General features: G+C 68.8%; 14 protein-coding genes. 5 read left to right on the top strand and 9 right to left on the bottom strand.

The window, feature by feature from the left end; all coding sequences use genetic code 11:
* Window positions 1-8: 8 nt before the first annotated feature.
* The 7 genes from trxB to C8D87_RS09540 all read right to left on the bottom strand — a co-directional run bounded on the left by trxB (window position 9) and on the right by C8D87_RS09540 (window position 8,518).
* Window positions 9-989, bottom strand: a complete 981-nt coding sequence (trxB, locus tag C8D87_RS09510) for a thioredoxin-disulfide reductase (RefSeq protein ID WP_112226422.1) — start codon at window positions 987-989, stop codon at window positions 9-11.
* A gap of 78 nt (window positions 990-1,067) precedes the next feature.
* Complete coding sequence (locus tag C8D87_RS09515; protein ID WP_233442010.1) at window positions 1,068-1,802, bottom strand: hypothetical protein; 735 nt, start codon at window positions 1,800-1,802, stop codon at window positions 1,068-1,070.
* A complete protein-coding gene (sigM, locus tag C8D87_RS09520; protein ID WP_112226423.1) occupies window positions 1,799-2,416 on the bottom strand; it encodes an RNA polymerase sigma factor SigM in 618 nt (205 codons plus the stop codon). Before sigM ends, C8D87_RS09515 begins: the two co-directional genes overlap by 4 nt.
* Window positions 2,417-2,495: 79 nt before the next feature.
* Entirely contained in the window at window positions 2,496-4,013 is a 1,518-nt protein-coding gene (locus C8D87_RS09525) for a protein kinase family protein (protein WP_112227002.1), read from the bottom strand.
* A 37-nt stretch (window positions 4,014-4,050) separates the two neighbouring features.
* On the bottom strand, window positions 4,051-5,700 hold the full coding sequence (murJ, locus tag C8D87_RS09530) for a murein biosynthesis integral membrane protein MurJ (protein WP_233442011.1): 1,650 nt from the start codon (window positions 5,698-5,700) through the stop codon (window positions 4,051-4,053).
* The gene (locus C8D87_RS09535) at window positions 5,697-8,003 is read right to left on the bottom strand and encodes a DUF6049 family protein (protein WP_112226425.1); all 2,307 of its coding nucleotides are present in this window, start codon (window positions 8,001-8,003) and stop codon (window positions 5,697-5,699) included. Before C8D87_RS09535 ends, murJ begins: the two co-directional genes overlap by 4 nt.
* Window positions 8,000-8,518 (bottom strand): NUDIX hydrolase, encoded by a 519-nt coding sequence (locus C8D87_RS09540; RefSeq protein ID WP_112226426.1) that lies wholly within the window; start codon window positions 8,516-8,518, stop codon window positions 8,000-8,002. The genes C8D87_RS09535 and C8D87_RS09540 overlap by 4 nt, the downstream gene beginning before the upstream one ends.
* 42 nt (window positions 8,519-8,560) lie before the next feature.
* On the opposite strand from C8D87_RS09540, the gene C8D87_RS09545 reads away from it, so the two are divergent.
* Together C8D87_RS09545 and C8D87_RS09550 are read left to right on the top strand one after the other, a co-directional pair.
* Entirely contained in the window at window positions 8,561-9,997 is a 1,437-nt protein-coding gene (locus C8D87_RS09545; protein WP_109630075.1) for a CCA tRNA nucleotidyltransferase, read from the top strand.
* Between the two features lie 80 nt (window positions 9,998-10,077).
* Window positions 10,078-10,347 carry a response regulator transcription factor gene (locus C8D87_RS09550; protein WP_112226427.1) on the top strand — a complete coding sequence of 90 codons (270 nt, stop codon included), beginning with the start codon at window positions 10,078-10,080 and terminating at the stop codon, window positions 10,345-10,347.
* Here C8D87_RS09550 and C8D87_RS09555 read toward each other — a convergent pair.
* Window positions 10,276-11,616, bottom strand: coding sequence for an MFS transporter (locus tag C8D87_RS09555; RefSeq protein WP_233442012.1), 1,341 nt, complete (start codon window positions 11,614-11,616; stop codon window positions 10,276-10,278). The genes C8D87_RS09550 and C8D87_RS09555 overlap by 72 nt on opposite strands.
* 237 nt (window positions 11,617-11,853) lie before the next feature.
* Between C8D87_RS09555 and C8D87_RS09560 the strand changes: the two genes are divergently transcribed.
* Complete coding sequence (locus tag C8D87_RS09560; protein ID WP_109630066.1) at window positions 11,854-12,426, top strand: YqgE/AlgH family protein; 573 nt, start codon at window positions 11,854-11,856, stop codon at window positions 12,424-12,426.
* Window positions 12,427-12,444: 18 nt separating this feature from the next.
* Here C8D87_RS09560 and C8D87_RS09565 read toward each other — a convergent pair whose 3' ends face one another.
* Window positions 12,445-12,855 (bottom strand): SdpI family protein, encoded by a 411-nt coding sequence (locus C8D87_RS09565; protein WP_109630063.1) that lies wholly within the window; start codon window positions 12,853-12,855, stop codon window positions 12,445-12,447.
* A 60-nt stretch (window positions 12,856-12,915) separates the two neighbouring features.
* Here C8D87_RS09565 and C8D87_RS09570 point away from each other — a divergent pair, with 60 nt between their 5' ends.
* Both C8D87_RS09570 and leuS read left to right on the top strand, forming a co-directional pair.
* Window positions 12,916-13,887 (top strand): esterase-like activity of phytase family protein, encoded by a 972-nt coding sequence (locus tag C8D87_RS09570; RefSeq protein ID WP_215732275.1) that lies wholly within the window; start codon window positions 12,916-12,918, stop codon window positions 13,885-13,887.
* A gap of 152 nt (window positions 13,888-14,039) precedes the next feature.
* Window positions 14,040-16,817 carry a leucine--tRNA ligase gene (gene leuS / locus C8D87_RS09575; RefSeq protein ID WP_112226430.1) on the top strand — a complete coding sequence of 926 codons (2,778 nt, stop codon included), beginning with the start codon at window positions 14,040-14,042 and terminating at the stop codon, window positions 16,815-16,817.
* Window positions 16,818-16,851 lie beyond the last annotated feature (34 nt).

The following is a 16,851-nucleotide window of genomic DNA, read 5'->3' on the forward strand; positions in this document are numbered from 1 at the left end:
AAGAAACTTCAGTTGCTCTTGCCGTAGCCGCCACCGACCGCCTCCGCGGCGATCTCGGCGTGCTCTTCGCCGTGCTCGGCGAGCCACCGTTCCGCGTCGATCGCGGCACTGCAACCGGAGCCGGCGGCGGTGATGGCCTGGCGGTACTCGTGGTCAACCAGGTCGCCGGCCGCGAACACGCCGTCCAGGTTGGTGTAGGAGGTCTTGCCCCTGGTCACGACGTAGCCCTCCTCGTCCAGGTCGACCTGGCCCTTGACCAGCGCCGAGCGCGGGTCGTGGCCGATCGCCAGGAAGAAGCCGGTGACGGGCAGCTCGGACTCGGCGCCGGTGACGGTGTCCTTGACTTTGATGCTCGACACGGTGCCGTCACCCAGCACGTCGGTGACCTGCGTGTTCAGCTGCCACTTGATCTTCTCGTTGGCGCGGGCGCGCTCGAGCATGACCTTGGAGGCGCGGAACTCCTCGCGGCGGTGGATGACCGTCACGGACTTGGCGAAGCGCGTGAGGAACGTCGCCTCCTCCATCGCCGTGTCGCCACCGCCGACGACCGCGATGTCGTGGTCGCGGAAGAAGAACCCGTCGCACGTCGCGCACGCCGACACACCGCGGCCGAGCAGCTCCTGCTCACCGGGGATGTTCAGGTAACGGGCAGCAGCGCCCATGGCGAGGATGACCGCCCTGGCGTGGTACTCGACACCGTTGGCGACGACCTTCTTGATCTCGCCGGTCAGCTCGACGGACTCGACGTCCTCCGCCCGCAGCTCGGCACCGAAGCGCTGCGCCTGCTCGCGCATCTGCTCCATGAGCTCGGGGCCCATGATGCCGTCGCGGAAGCCGGGGTAGTTCTCCACCTCGGTGGTCGTCATCAGGGCGCCGCCGTACTGCGAACCCTCGAAGACCAGGGGCTCGAGCTGCGCGCGGGCGGCGTAGACCGCCGCGGTGTAGCCCGCAGGCCCCGATCCGATGATGATCACGTTGCGCACGCTCACGGCCCCAGCAACTCCTCGATCTCGTCGTCTGACTGGCTCAACGGATCGTAGGTGTCGGTAATTCCGTGACTTGAGCGACTACCTCGGCTTGATGGTGGTGTCCGCCAGGACACCCTCCGGCTTGTCCGGTCCGCAGGTCTCCGGATCCAGCACGACCAGCCGGTACTGCCCGAGACCGGCGGGCAGGATCGCCATCACCGCGTCCTTGCCGTCCAGGGTGATCGGGCTGATGCCGAGCGGGTTGCCCGAGCTGGTGATGCCACCGCCCCTCAGGCATCCGGCGAGGCGGTCCGGGGTCTCCAGCGGGCCGAAGTTCTGCGCCTTGAGCACGTCACCGACCGCGGAGCCCAGCTCGTCGCGCTTCAGCGCGAGCGGCGGGGCGGTGTTCGCGCTGGACGTCGTCGGTGCGGGCTTGGCGTCGTTCGAGGGCTGCTGCGTGCCGGGCGACACGGCGAGCACGATGCCGAACGCGGCCGCGGCGGCCACCAGCACGCCTCCACCGAGGCCCAGCCTGCGGTTTCGACGCTTGCGGGCCTCGTCCAGCGACACGACCGGTGCGGCGGGACGGGCCTCGGCAGCGAGAGCCGCGTCGATCCGCGCCGCGACGTGGTCGGGCATGGGGATCGGCGGCAACGCGTGCAGGTCCTCCAGCGTGGCGTCCAGCGCCTGGAGGATCTCCCTGGCCTCAGGGTCCGCCTCCACCCTCGGGCGCAGCTGTGCGGCGACCTCAGGGGGCAGCACGCCCGCGTGCAGATCCGCGATGAGGTCTACCGACCACGGCGGACCCATCGGCACGCGCTCCATGCCGGTCATCGGCCCTCCCACTGACGTTGCTCTTGCACATTCACACCGTCAGCTGGGACGTTCGCATCTGCGATTCGGTTCCTGAGGTGCCCGAGAACTTTGGCGAGCTTGGCGCGACCCCGCGCGCACCGGCTCTTGACCGTGCCTTCCGCGATGCCCAGGAGCTGCGCCGTTTCGGCAACGGAATAGCCCTCGACGTCGACGAGCACGATGGGTGCCCGCTGCTCCTCCGGCAGCGCCATCAACGCTTCCTGCACCATCAGGCTGGTCTCGCGGTCGCTCATCGCGTCACGGGGCGCGGCGGGCTCGCCGGGACCGGCCTCGGGCAGCGGCACTGTCGGTCTTGTTTGTCGTCGCCTCATCCGGTCGAGGCACGCGTTCACCACGATCCGGTGAAGCCAGGTGGTGACCTGTGACTCAGCGCGGAACGACGACGCGGCGCGGAAGGCCGAGATGAACGCCTCCTGCAGCGCGTCCGCGGCCTCCTCCGGGTCCCGCAGCGTCCGCAACGCCACCGCCCACATCCGGTCGCGGTGCCGTTTGACCAGCTCCGAAAACGCGTAGGGGTCACCTGCGGCGTGGGCCGAGATGAGATCGGCGTCCGAGCTGGCTGCGGCGGTCACGAACGGAGGATAGCGAGGCTGATCACTGCGTTGTCTGCCGCTCCTCCGGAGATCGTGGCCTCGCGTCATCCGGACAGGGCTACTGCGCCCTGGTGTACAGGATCTCCCTGATCTCCGACTGGTTCTTGCCCCCGCCGGCGTTGGTCAGCTGCGTGATCCAGATCAGCACGTGACCGGTCGGTTCGTGCTCGCCCAGCTGGATCTGCGTCTGCCCGTTGGACAGGTCGCCCTCACCGATGATCTTCGTCTCCTCGAGCGGCGCGTCCAGTGACGACGCCACCCGGATCTGCACGTGCGTCTTCTCACTCGGCGAGGTGATCGTGACCGAGGCCAGCCGCACCGGCTCGGCGAACGACGCCATCAGCCCGATGCCCGGCTTCAGCGCCGGGAACTGCTGGAAGTAGTTGTCGGTCCGCCAGAACGTGTTCGCGTTGTTGTCGACCGCCCGGCTCGCCTGGTTGGCGTTGTCCGGCTGGTTCGTCACGTCGTAGACGCCGATCTGGCCCGGCTGCACCGGTCCGGCCGGCGTGGGTGTCGGCGCGGTCTGGCCGTTCGATCCCGGCTGGCCGACCACCACGGTCGGACCGCCGCCGCGCGAGGGCTCGTCGCTGAAGAACCCGACGATCTGCACGCTCAGCCACACGATCACGGCCAGCGTGGCGATGGCGAGCACCGCGACGCTGATCCACAGCTTCTTCTTCTGCTGCTTGTCCTGCACCGGACGTTGCGTCGTCCACACGACCTGGTCGTCATTGCGGGACGACGACGCCACTGCGGGGATCAGCGCGGTCTCGGCCTCTTCCGCCGCGATCTGGTCGAGGACCTGCAGGATCGCCGCGGACGTGCGGATGCCTCCGACGCTCGTGTCCTCTAGGGACCGCACGGCGACGGACGACAGTTCGTGCGGCAGGTACGGGTGCAACGCGCTCGGTGCCACGACGGTGCCGTCCGGCCCGGTCGGGGCGACCGGTACGCCGCTGGGACCGCCAGGCAGCGCCCACCGGCCGGTGAGCAGCAGGTACAGGATCGCGCCGAGGCCCTTGACGTCGTCGCGCGCGATCGCGTCCGGCCGCGGGCCGGGGAACGCGAGGCGCAGGCGGCCGTCCGAGGTGACCCGGATGCGCTGCGGGTGGTCGGCGCCCAGCACGAGTCCGGCGTGGTGCGCGCCCTCGATGGCGGCGCCCAGCGGTTCGAGCAGGCGGGTCGCGGCGCCCGCCGGCAGCGGGCCCTCCGCGATGAGGTCCATCAGGTCGGTGCCCTGGGTCCACTCGGCCACGACCATGCCGAGGATGCCCTCGTCCGGCCGGATGCCGGTGCCCGGCGTGAGCACGTCGATGACCCTGGAGACACCGGGGTGCGTGAACGACGCCGCATGCATCGCTCGTTCGACGGTCCGGCGGGCACGGGCGGCGGCGTCGTTGTCGGCCAGGTCGCCCAGCAGCACCGTCAGTGCGACGTCGCGGTTGAGCTGACCGTCCCGCGCGCGCCACAGTTCCGCGTTCGACCTGTCGTCCGCTCCGGATTTCGCGAGCAGGCGGTAGCGGCCGTTGCCGATGACGCCGCCGGGAACCAGGGCGGCGTGAACTCCGCTACTCACGGGCACGAGGGTACGGGACGACGCTCACCCTCAGGGGTCACCGTCGCCGCACCAAACGGTTGATCTTGTCGATCGCGGGCTTCATCTCGGGTACCCGGAACGCCGCCAAAAGGCCGAACGCGAGCGGCAAACCGATCAACGTCACCAGAATGACCTCGACCCATGCGGCTACAACGGGATTCCCGATCCCGATCAAGCTCTGGACCAGCGCGTTCGCGCCCTTGGCCACCGCGAACGCGAGCGACGACGCCACCACGGTCAGGCAGACGGTCCAGATGGTGAAGCCCGTGCGGAGGCGGCCGAGCCGGACCCGCAGCCACACCTGACCGACGATCGCGCCGAAGACGAAGCTGAGCGACATCGCGAGCGACACGCCGACGGCGAGCTGCCCGGCGTTGCCCGGCTCCGACACCGCGAGGAACAGGTAGAGCAGGCCGATGCGGACAGCCACGATCAACGCCTGGATCAACGTCGGCGTGCGGGCGTCCTTCATCGCGTAGAAGACCCGCAGCTGCAGCAGCGTGACGGCATAGGGCACGAGACCGAACGCGGACAGGGCGAGCGCGAGACCGATCCTCGTGCCGCCCTCGACGCCCGAGTTGCCCCACGCGAACGCTGCGAGACCGATCGCCAGGCCGGACACCGTCATCAGCGCGCTGAACGGCATCAGCAGGATCGCCGACATGCGGTTGCCGAACAGCAGGTCGCGCACGATCGCGTCGTTGTCGTTGTGCGCGGCCGCCCGGCTCATCTTCGGCATCAGCGCGGTGAGCAGAGAGACGCCGAGCACGCCGTAGGGCACCTGGGCGATCAGCCACTGGTAGTTGAACGCCGTGAGCGTGCCCGTGGCGCTCGTCGCGACGTTCGTCAGGACCGTCATGCTGGCCAGGCCGAGGCCCACGTAGAGCAGCACCCAGAACGCGAGGCTGCCGAACTCCGACAGGCGCGAGTCCCAGCCGAACCGCCACTTGAACTGGAAGCCCGTCTTCTTCAGCGCCGGAACCAGCACGGACGCCTGCACCGCCACGCCGAGCGCGGTGCCCAGACCGAGCACCAGCAGGTGCGTGTCGGTCATGTGAACCGGGTTGAGCGTGAGCTCGCCCGGCAGCATCGCGTAGACGACCAGCACGACGATCACGACGAGGTTGTTCAGAACCGGCGCCCACGTGGGCAGGCCGAACACGTGTCGTGCGTTCAGCACCGCGCTGAGCAGCGCGGTCAGGCCGTAGAAGACGATGCCCGGCAGCACCAGGTACGCGAACGCGGTGACCAGTTCGGGGTTGGCGTCCTGGGAATCCGAGATGTAGACGTCGGTGAGCAACGGCGCGCAGGCCATCGCGACGACCGTGCCGACACCGAGGATCAGCGTGCCCATGGTGATCAGCCACTGGGCGTACGACTCACCGCCATCGCTGTCCTCCTTCTCGGCACGGACCAGCAGCGGGATCGCCACGCTGGTCAGCACGCCGCCGAGAAGCAGCTCGTTGATCATGGTCGGCAGCGTCGAGGCCGCCTGGTACGAGTCGCCGAGCGTCTCGGCGCCGATCACCGCGATCAGCAAGACCTTCGACAGCAGGCCCGTGACCCGGCTGACGATCGTCGCGATCGCCATCGAGCCACTGGCTCTGGCTACCGATGGTGCCTGCTTCTGCTGCTCTGGTTCGGTGGTCGTGGCTGACTCGCTCACGCGCTCGACTTCTCCGGTGTCACGTTCTCGATGGACGGTGCATCGCCGCCGCCCTCGCCGTTGCGAGCGCGGACCCGCTTGTAGATGCGTCGTCCGGAAAGCAGGACGAGCGCGATCGCGGCGATCACGGTGACGATCACCGTGATGGTGCCGTAGGCGGACGACGACACCTCCAGCTTGACAGTGTCGCCGAGAGCGACGCCCTCCGGAGTGGTCAGCCGGACGTTGACCGGGAACCGGCCGGAGCGAAGCACCTCGACCGGCACCCGCACGACGCGTTCGCCGCGGGCGGGAAGCACCTGGTCAGCGAGGTCGAGCTTGCGGATGCCCGGGGTGTCGGCCAGCACGATCCGCACGGTGACGCGGACGTCGAGCTTGTTCGTGATCGTGACCGGGATCGGGCTGTCGCCGGAGCCCAGCAGGATCGGGCTGGCCGGCGGTGTGACGCCGACCATGCCGGTCAGCGAGTTCAGCTCGGCCTGGCTGATGTTGGCGGCGGACCGCGCGCCGTCCTCGTTCGACCGCCACGCGCCGGACATCGCCCGCAGGAGGCCGAGCCACAGCGGGTCGGCGAGGTCGGCGGGTGCCGCGTGCTCGCTGTCCTCCTGCTGCATGGACGCGACCAGGCCGTTCAGCTGGGCGCTCTGCCTGGTCACCTCGTCGGCGACGGTGGAGGAGATCTCGCGCGCACCGGCCTCCGGCGGGTACGCGATCTTGGCGGTCGCCACCGGAGGCGTGGCCGTGGTCAGCTCCTCCAGGCCGGTCTGCGTCACGTAGCCGCTGGCGAGCAACCGCTGGGCGGCGCTCAGGAACTCGGTCATCTCCGTCAGCGGCGCGTTCCACCGGCGCGGCGGCGTGACGAGCACGTTGCGGCCGTCGCCCTGCCAACCGGCGCGGAAGACCAGCACCGACAGCGCGTTCTGCACCGACACCGGCTGGTTCTCGACCGGCGTGGTCACCCCGGACAGGGTGCGCGGCCGGGACGCACTGCCCTGCAGCGCGTCCGAGACCATCGAGTCGATCTTCACGGCGGTCACCGGGTGCTGGCCGGCGATGCCGACAGGTCCGGTGCCCGGCGCGTCGGCGAGGCCCGCCGGGTCGAGCAGGACCGACTTCATGCCGGTGTACTTCTGCTCGGGCAGCGGCGTGACCAGCTCGTCGAACGTCTGCTGGTCCAGCACGCCGTCCTCAGGCCAGACGAAGTCAGGCAGCGGCTGCACGCCGAGGATCTGCTGGATGAGCTTGGGGCCGTCGGTCAGCGCGAGGGTGCGCATGTTGGTGAGCTTCGCCCTGTTCAGCGCCACGAGGTCGGCGTCGGCGTACGGCAGCGCGACGACGCAACGGCCCCTCACGGCGAGCTTGAGCCGGTCCAGCCAGAGCTTGGCCTCCGCCTTGCCCCTGCCCTCGATGCCGCCCCGGATCTTGTAGCCGGTGCTCATGGCCTGGACCGTGCGCAGCAGGTCCGGGTCGATCGCCAGGCACATGGAGGTGCTCATGGACGCGATGAACTGCTCGTAGGCCTGCAGCAGGCCGTACAGCCGCCCGGTGGTGGCGAGCGACGAGGCCAGCTCGTCGTCGACCAGCTCGGACTGGCCCTCGCCACCGGCCCTGACCAGCCTGGGCTGGTCCGCGATGGGCCACAGGACGGTGAGCTTGGCGGGAGCGCCCGGCTTGCCCTTGGTCTCCCCGCCGGGCACGCCCAGCACGGGGAGCAGCGTCGAGAGCGCCGCTAGCCGCGCCTGGCCGCCGTAGTCCGGCTTGCCGTTGATGTTGGCGAGGATCGGGTAGATGCCGGGCTGGTCGATCGCGAGCGAGGTGGGCGCGGACCCGCGCAACGGCACCTCGAGCGTGAAGTCCTGCTGCTGGCCGGGCTGCAGCTCGCGGGCGACCTCGGTGAACTTCGGCTGGATGAACTCCGCGGCCGCGGGCTCCCGCAGCGCCTTGCGCAGGTCGTCTTCCGAGTCGAGCGGCTCGCCGCGCTCCAGGCGCAGCACGATGTCGGAGACCTTGCGGTCGCCGACGTTGACGATCTTGCCGGTGATCTTGACGGTGGCCGGGGAGTCACTCGTCACGAACCGGGGGGTCAGCTGGCCGATGTCGAGCCGCAGGAACTGCTGCTGCTGTTGGCCGGGCTGCGCGGAGAGGGATCTGGTCGCCCACACCTGGGTGGCGGCTGGGGCCGGCATGAACGGCAGCGCGTCGACGTCGTCGGGCTGTGCCTGCTCCACGGCGCCTGCGGGCGGCGCGAGCACCGCCAGGAACGCGGCGACCGCGGCTGTGCAGAAGAGCTTCCTCGCGCTCACGCCGACTCCGCCCCGTTCCGGCAGCGGTCGGCGAGCAGTTCGGCGGCTCGGCGGACCAGACGGCGCTCATCGGCATACGCGAGTCGCTCGTCCAGCTCGCCGAGTGGCACCCACGCCACCTCGGTGACCTCCACGTCTTCGTCGGAAAGCTCTCCCCCCAGCGCTTCGAGGAGGAAGTGGTGAACCGTCTTGTGCACCCGGCGGTCGTCAGCGACGAACCAGTAGTCGATCGACCCCAACGGGCGCAGCACCTTGCTATGAATACCGGTCTCCTCGGCGACCTCGCGCACCGCGGTCTGTTCCGCGGTCTCGCCGGCCTCGATGTGACCCTTCGGCAAAGACCACAGCAACCGGCCCCGCCGGTCAAGTCTGCCGATCACCGCGGCCCGTTGCTCACCGTCGAGCACCAGGCCACCAGCCGACGTCTCGTCGACGGTCTTCAGCCTCCGGCCCCGGCGTCGCTTCCGGCGTCCCGGCTTGGGACCACCTCCGGATCGTGCGGCTGACGGGGGCATACGGCCGATCGTACTTAGGAACCTTAAGTACGCTGGTTTCTCGTGTCTCGATCGCTCCAGCAGAATGCGGTGGTGGAACAGCCCGCCATCACACCAGTCGTCGCAGAGCTCGCCGCTCGGTTCGCAGCCGAGGGAAAGCACCTCTACCTCGTGGGTGGGAGCGTGCGCGACGCCGTGCTGGGGCGCCCGACGAACGACTTCGACTTCACCACGGACGCGCGCCCTGCCGAGATCCAGCGGATTCTGACCGGCTGGGCGGAGGCCCAGTGGGACACCGGGATCGCGTTCGGCACGGTCGGCGCCTCGAAGAAGGGCGAGATCCTCGAGATCACGACCTTCCGCGCGGACGTCTACGACGGCGTCACCCGCAACCCCGAGGTGACCTTCGGCGACAGCATCGACGGCGACCTGGCCCGCCGCGACTTCACGGTCAACGCCATGGCGTTCGACGTGGCGTCCAGGACGTTCGTGGACCCGACCGGAGGTCTTCAGGCGGCCCGCGACGGCGTGCTGGACACACCGGCGACCCCGCAGGAGTCGTTCGGTGACGACCCGTTGCGGATGCTGCGGGCGGCTCGGTTCGTCTCCCAGCTGGGCTTCACCGCCGCGCCGCGGGTGATCGAGGCGATGCGTTCGATGGCAGGCGAGATCGCCCGCATCACGCCGGAGCGCGTGCAGGTGGAGCTCTCGAAGCTCCTGTGCGGCGCGCACCCGCGCCGCGGCATCGAGCTCATGGTCGAGACCGGCCTGGCGGACATCGTGTTGCCAGAGCTCACGGCCATGAAGCTGGAAATCGACGAACACCATCAGCACAAGGACGTCTTCGACCACTCGCTGGTTGTGCTGGAACAGGCGATTGATCTTGAAGATGTTGATCAATCCCCCGATCTGGTGTTGAGGATCGCGGCGCTGCTGCACGACATCGGCAAACCGGCCACGCGCAAGTTCGAGCCAGGCGGCGGTGTCTCGTTCCACCACCACGAGGTCGTGGGCGCGAAGATGGTCCGCAAGCGCTTGCGGGCGTTGCGGTACTCGAAGGAGATCACCGAGGACGTCGCCAAGCTCGTCTACCTGCACCTGCGCTTCCACGGCTACGGCAACGGCGAGTGGACCGACTCGGCCGTGCGCCGGTACGTGACCGACGCCGGGCACCTGCTGACGCGGCTGCACAAGCTCGTCCGCGCGGACTGCACGACCCGCAACAAGCGCAAGGCGAACCTGCTGCGTCGCACCTACGACTCTCTTGAGGAGCGCATCGCCCGCATCGCGGCCGAGGAAGATCTCGCGCGCGTGCGGCCGGACCTCGACGGCAACGAGATCATGAAGCTGCTCGGGCTGCCGCCGGGCCCGCAGGTGGGTGCTGCCTGGAAGTTCCTCAAGGAGCTGCGGCTCGACCGGGGACCGATGGACCGCGACGAGGCAGAGGCGGCACTGCTCGACTGGGCGCGCGAACAGGGCATCACTCCGCCATCTGCGTGACTCATAGTGAGCGCATGAAATCCCCGCGTTAGTGAACTGACAGCGCGGGGTTGCACCATGGAGGTGCGCTAGGAGCGCGCATGGGGGTGGTGCAGATGTTCACTTGGGGATTTTCCGCAGGTCCGGCGGTACACGACCTGGAAGTGCTGACCGACGACCAACGAGCGGTGCTGCGGTGTCTCGCGCGTGGCCACGCGGACCACGAGATCGCGCGCGTGCTCGGCATCGGGCAACAGCGGGTGGCCGACGAGGTGGCCGAGATCCTGCGGCGCCTGGACCTACCCGATCGGGTGGCTGCCGTCGTCTTCGCGCACGAGGCCGGGATGTTGCACCTGCCGTTTCCGCGCTAGCAGGAGCAGGTAGGCGGCCAGACCGACCAGGTAGAGGCTCGCGGCGGTGATGATGAGGCCGGGCGAACGCCCGTCCAGGGGGACCACCGTCGCGGTGATGGACACCGCGGTGACCTGTGTGACGTTGAAGAGCGTGTCGTACAGGGCGAACACCCGGCCACGCACTTCGTCACCGACGTCGTGCTGCACCGCGGTGTCCACGCAGAGCTTGACGATCTGACCGGCGAAGATGATCACGAAGCTGGCGGCGAGGATGGTCACCAGCGTCATCGGCAGCCCGAGACCGATCTGGGCGGCGCCGGTGAGGATCAGGGCGCCGCAGATCGTGCGCTTGGTGCCGAACCTGTCGACGATCCGGTCGGTGAGCACGCCGGCGAGCAGAATGCCGGCGCCGCCCGCGACGGCGACCTCACCGAGCCCGCCGATGCCCGCCTTGAGGATGCCGACGTCCTCCAGGCTGTAGCGCATCAGCAGCAGCGTGACCATGAGGCTCACGCCGAACGCGGCCCGGTGCGCGAGCAGAGCTGCCAGCGCTGCCGTGACGTTGGGGGTGTGCCAGGTGGCCTTGGCGCCGTCCAGCAGACCGCGGGCGACGGCCTTGAACGCGTTGTGCGGCTCGTCGACCTCGTCCGGCCCGAGCACGCCCGCCCGGAACCTGCTGGCGATGAACGCGCTGGTCAGCATGCCGACGACGGCGATGCTGGTGGTCCACGCCGAACCGCCGTCACCGGCGCCGAGGAACGTGCGGAAGCCGATCGCACAAGCCGCGCCGACCACAGCGGTGATCGCACCCGCCGTCGTGGCCAGTGCGTTCGCCTCGACCAGGTGATCTTCGTCGACGACGTGCGGCAGCGAGGCCGACAGCCCGGAGCCGACGAACCGGCCGATGCCCATCACGATGAGCGCGGAGATGTAGAGCGGCAGCCCGCTCAGCCCCGCGCCGACCGCCAGGGCGGTGAGCAGGACGAACACCGCGCGCGTGATGTTCGCCACGACGATGACCTTCTTGCGGTCCCACCGGTCGAGCAACGCGCCCGTGAACGGCCCGACGATCGAGTAGGGCAGCAGGAGCACGGCGAACCCGGCCGCGATGGCCGCGGGATCGGCGTGCCGCTCGGGGTTGAAGAGCACAGCGCCGGCGAGCCCGGCCTGGAAGAGACCGTCACCCCACTGCGAGGTGAGGCGAGTGGCGAGAAGCCTGCGGAACTCCGGGATGCCGAGGAACCGGCGTGATCCCCAGTGGTGCTTCTCCACCGCAAGCGTTGTCACCGTTGCACTCTATGCGCGTACGGGTGAAAACCACGAAAGCCGGACCTCTCGGTCCGGCTCCCCTGGATCGGATGCCAGGTCGCCTCACGGCGCGATGCACTACGCGGCTCCAGCCGTACGGTATTCCGCGAAGGCGGTTGTCTGTTGAGCCCGGGGGACACAAAGACATCCGACACCTGAGTCTAACGGGGCGCGGCCCTGAGTTGTTCCGGCGATCACGGATGATTTCATGGTGACGTGCGTCCCGATGCCGAGGTCGAGCCAGGCTCCCTGTTGGTTGCCGCCCCGAGCCTGAACGACCCGAACTTCACGCGCACCGTCGTCTACATCATCGATCAACGTCCAGAGGGGACCCTCGGCGTCGTGCTGAACCGCCCCTCCGAGGTGGCAGTGCACGACGTCCTACCGCCGTGGGGCCCGCACGTCACCAAGCCGCAGTGCATCTACATCGGTGGCCCGGTCGAGCAGAAGACGGCGCTGTGCCTGGCGGCCCTGAAGGCGGGCACCGATCCGTCCAAGGTGGAGGGCCTGGTCGGCGTGCAGGGCCCGGTGGCGTTGATCGACCTCGACGCCGAGCCGGACGACCTGATGCCGCTGGTGCGCGGCCTGCGCGTGTTCGCGGGCTACGCGGGCTGGGGCGAGGGACAGCTCGCGAACGAGATAGATCGCGGCGACTGGATCGTGGTGACCGGCCTCGCCGACGACGTGCTGGTCGGCGCGAACGTCGACCTGTGGGGCCGGGTGCTGCGCCGCCAGGGCATGCCGCTGGCGCTGCTGTCGACCTATCCGACCGACGTCCGCAACAACTGATTCACGTGAAACTTCGGGTTACAGCCCGGCGAGCGGCGAGCAACCGCCACCACCGCAGGCGCAGCCACCGCAGCCCTTGGGCTTGACCGGCTCCGGCAGCGCTTCGGCCGCGCGGTGCCCCATCAGTCCACCGGCCACAGCGATGGCGAGCGCGCCCACCAGTCCGATGATCCCAGCGGTGACGGCGAGCTCGGCCATGACGAACGCCATCGCGCCCGACACGATCGCCACGACACCGGCCGCGACGTTCGGCACCCCGGCAATGCGGTTGGCCAGCACGAACGCCTCGTCGTCACGCAGCGCCGCCGCCGTGCGCACCCCGACGAACCGGTTGCGCCGCAGCTTGCCCTGCAGACCCAGCAGACCGACCGCGCCGAGAGCGACGCCGAGCACACCCAGGACGACCGACAGCACGATGTTCACGTCCATGAGGGTAGGCCCGAACAGCGGTTCACCTGAAAGTCACCCCGGTCGGGTGTGCTGCACGCCATGTTGAGACGACTGTTGCTCGTCCCGGTGCTCCTCGGTCTGTGCGCGACTCCCGCGCAGGCGCACAACCCCGAAGTCCGCTTCATCGCCGCACACGTCGTACCGAAAGGCCTGGTCGTGGGCGGTACGACGGTCGGCGGCCTCTCCGGCCTGGACTACGACCGGCGCACCGGCAGGTGGGTCCTGATCAGCGACGACCGGGTGGCGCCCCGGTTCTACGAGGGCAAGCTCTCGCGCAAGGGCGTCGAGTTCACCGACGTGCACTCTCTCGTCGGTCCTAACGGTCCGTACGCGCCCGGCACCGTCGATCCCGAGGACGTCCGGGTGGATCGCTGGACCGGTGACCTGCTGTGGAGCCAGGAGGGTGACCGCACGCCCACGACGCTCATCGACCCGTCCGTGCAGTTCAGCAAGCGTGACGGAGCGTTCCACCGGGCGTTGCCCACGCCTGAGGACGTCAAGATGAAGCCGGAGTCCGGCCCGAGGCGCAACGAGGCGCTGGAAGGACTGACCTTCGCGCTCGGCGGCACCCTGGTCGTCACCGCCGTCGAAGGACCGCTCCTGCAGGACGGCCCGCCGGCCGACGAGACCAGGGGCGCCGTCAGCAGGATGATCGTCCAGACGCGGCAGGGGCAGGTCGTCGCCCAGTACCGCTACCAGCAGGAACCGCTGTTCGCCACGGGCGCGAGCACCGGCGTCACGGCGATACTGGAGAAGTCCCCGGGCGTCTACCTGGTGCTGGAACGGTCCTTCCACCAGCAGCTGGGCAACAAGGTCCGGCTGTTCGAGGCCAGGTCGCAGGGCACGACGCTGAAGAAGCGGTTCCTGGCCGACATCGGCACCTTCCCGGTGGGCAGGGTCGACAACCTCGAAGGCATGGCCTGGGGCCCGGACGGCACGTTGTGGCTGGTCTCCGACGACAACTTCTCCTCCTCGCAGGTCACCCAGTTCATCGGCCTTGCGGTGCGCTGATACCGTTGACGACATGAGCACGGCCCGCCTGCTCCTTAGTTAGCCGCGACGACCTGATCGAAAGACGGTCGGCGCGGCAGCCCTCCATGCCCATCTGGGCTGGGGGGTTTCGTCATGTCAGGGGCAGGATCGATGGAGAGGGACTCATCAACATGAGCACGGACGCGGCGGAGATCCCCGCCTACCGCTACACCGCCGAGCTGGCGAACCAGATCGAGCAGCGGTGGCAGCAGTACTGGGAAGAGCACGGCACCTACCACGCGCCGAACCCGGTTGGCGCGCTCAAGGGTGACGTGCCCGCGGACAAGCTGTTCGTGCAGGACATGTTCCCGTACCCGAGCGGCGCCGGCCTGCACGTCGGGCACCCGCTGGGCTTCATCGGCACGGACGTGTTCGCGCGCTACCACCGCATGAACGGTCGCAACGTCCTGCACACCATGGGCTTCGACGCGTTCGGCCTGCCCGCCGAGCAGTACGCGGTGAAGACCGGTCAGCACCCGCGCAAGACCACCGAAGAGAACATCAACACGTACCTGCGCCAGATCCGCAGGCTGGGGCTGGGCCACGACGAGCGGCGTCGCATCTCGACGATCGACCCGGAGTACTACAAGTGGACCCAGTGGATCTTCTTGCAGATCTTCAACTCCTGGTACGACCCGGACGCCCGCAAGGCGCGTCCGATCGCCGAGCTGGTCTCCCAGTTCGAGTCTGGCGAGCGGGACGTTCCGGGCGGTCGCAAGTGGTCTGAGCTGTCTTTTGCCGACCAGCAAAGGATCTTGGGCGAATTCCGGCTGGCCTACTTGTCGGAGGCGCCCGTCAACTGGTGTCCCGGACTGGGTACTGTGCTGGCGAACGAAGAGGTCACCGCGGACGGTCGCAGTGAGCGTGGCAACTTCCCGGTGTTCAGGAAAAACCTGCGCCAGTGGATGATGCGCATCACCGCGTACTCGGACCGGCTGATCGATGATCTGGACCGGCTGGACTGGCCGGACAAGGTCAAGGCCATGCAGCGCAACTGGATCGGGCGCTCGCATGGTGCCCGTGTCCGATTTGCGGTGGGAGACGAGAACATTGAGGTCTTCACGACCCGCCCGGACACGTTGTTCGGCGCGACCTACATGGTCCTGGCACCGGAACACGAGCTGGTGGACCAGATTGCGACGCCCGATCGCGTGGCAGACATCGCGGCGTACCGGCGGCAAGCGTCCCTGAAGTCCGAACTGGACCGTCAGGAGAACAAGGAGAAGACCGGCGTCTTCACCGGCGCGTACGCGACGAACCCGGTGAACGGCCAGCAGATCCCCGTCTACATCGCCGACTACGTGCTGATGGGCTACGGCACCGGCGCGATCATGGCCGTCCCCGGCCAGGACCAGCGCGACTGGGACTTCGCGAAGAAGTTCGACCTGCCGATCATCCGCACCGTCCAGCCGTCGGAAGGCTTCGAGGGCGAGGCGTACACCGGCGAGGGACCCGCGATCAACTCCGGGTTCTTGGACGGAATGCTGATCGACGACGCCAAGAAGACGATCATCGGGTGGCTGGAGGAGAACGGCCACGGCCACGGCACCGTCCAGTTCAAGCTGCGCGACTGGCTGTTCAGCCGCCAGCGCTACTGGGGCGAGCCGTTCCCGGTCGTCTACGACGAGAACGGCACCGCGATCGCGCTGCCGGAGTCGATGCTGCCGGTCGAGCTGCCCGACGTCGACGACTACTCGCCGCGCACCTTCGACCCGGAGGACGCGGACACCGAGCCGTCGCCGCCGCTGTCGCGCGCCACCGAGTGGAGGACGGTCGAGCTGGACCTGGGCGACGGCGTCCGCACCTACCGCCGCGACACGAACACCATGCCGAACTGGGCGGGTTCGTGCTGGTACCAGCTGCGCTACGTCGACCCGGTCGAGACCGAGCGGTTCGTCAACCCGGAGAACGAGAAGTACTGGCTGGGCCCGCGCACGGCCGAGCACGGCCCGACCGACCCCGGCGGCGTCGACCTGTACATCGGCGGCGTCGAACATGCGGTGCTGCACCTGCTGTACTCGCGCTTCTGGCAGAAGGTCCTGTTCGACCTGGGCCACCTGACCGGTGACGAGCCGTACCGCCGCCTGTTCAACCAGGGCTACATCCAGGCGTACGCGTACACCGACGACCGCGGCGTCTACGTGCCCGCGGCCGAGGTCGTCGAGGAGAACGGCAAGTTCTTCTACAACGGCCAGGAGGTCAACCGCGAGTACGGCAAGATGGGCAAGAGCCTGAACAACGTCGTCACGCCGGACCAGATGTGCGAGACCTACGGCGCAGACACCTTCCGGTTCTACGAGATGTCCATGGGCCCGATGGACGTCTCCCGCCCGTGGGCGACCAAGGACGTCGTAGGCGCACAACGGTTCCTGCAGCGTCTGTGGCGCAACCTGGTCAACGAGGCCGACGGCTCCCTGCGCGTCACGGACGAGGAGCCTTCGGTCGAGGCACTGCGGTTGCTGCACAAGACCATCGCCGGCGTCCACGACGACTACGCCAACCTGCGCTACAACACGGCGGGCGCGAAGCTGATCGAGCTGAACAACTACGTCACCAAGCATTACGCGTCCGGCACGCCGCGGGCGCTGGCCGAGCCGCTGGTGCTGATGCTGGCTCCGCAGGCCCCGCACGTGGCCGAGGAGCTGTGGGCGAAGCTGGGCAAGACCGACTCGCTGGCGCACGGGCCGTTCCCGGTCGCCGACGAGCAGTACCTGGTCGAGGACACCGTCGAGTACCCGATCCAGGTCAACGGCAAGGTCCGCTCGCGGGTCGTCGTCGCGGCGTCCGCGTCGCAGGACGAGATCAAGGCGGCGGCGCTGGCCGAGGAGAAGATCGCCGAGCTGGTCGCGGGTGGCGAGCCGCGCAAGGTGATCGTCGTCCCCGGTCGCCTGGTGAACGTCGTTCTGTAGCAACGGGAAGGGCCGGCGCGGCTACGGCTGCGCC

This window comes from Lentzea atacamensis (assembly GCF_003269295.1).
GTDB lineage: Bacteria > Actinomycetota > Actinomycetes > Mycobacteriales > Pseudonocardiaceae > Lentzea > Lentzea atacamensis.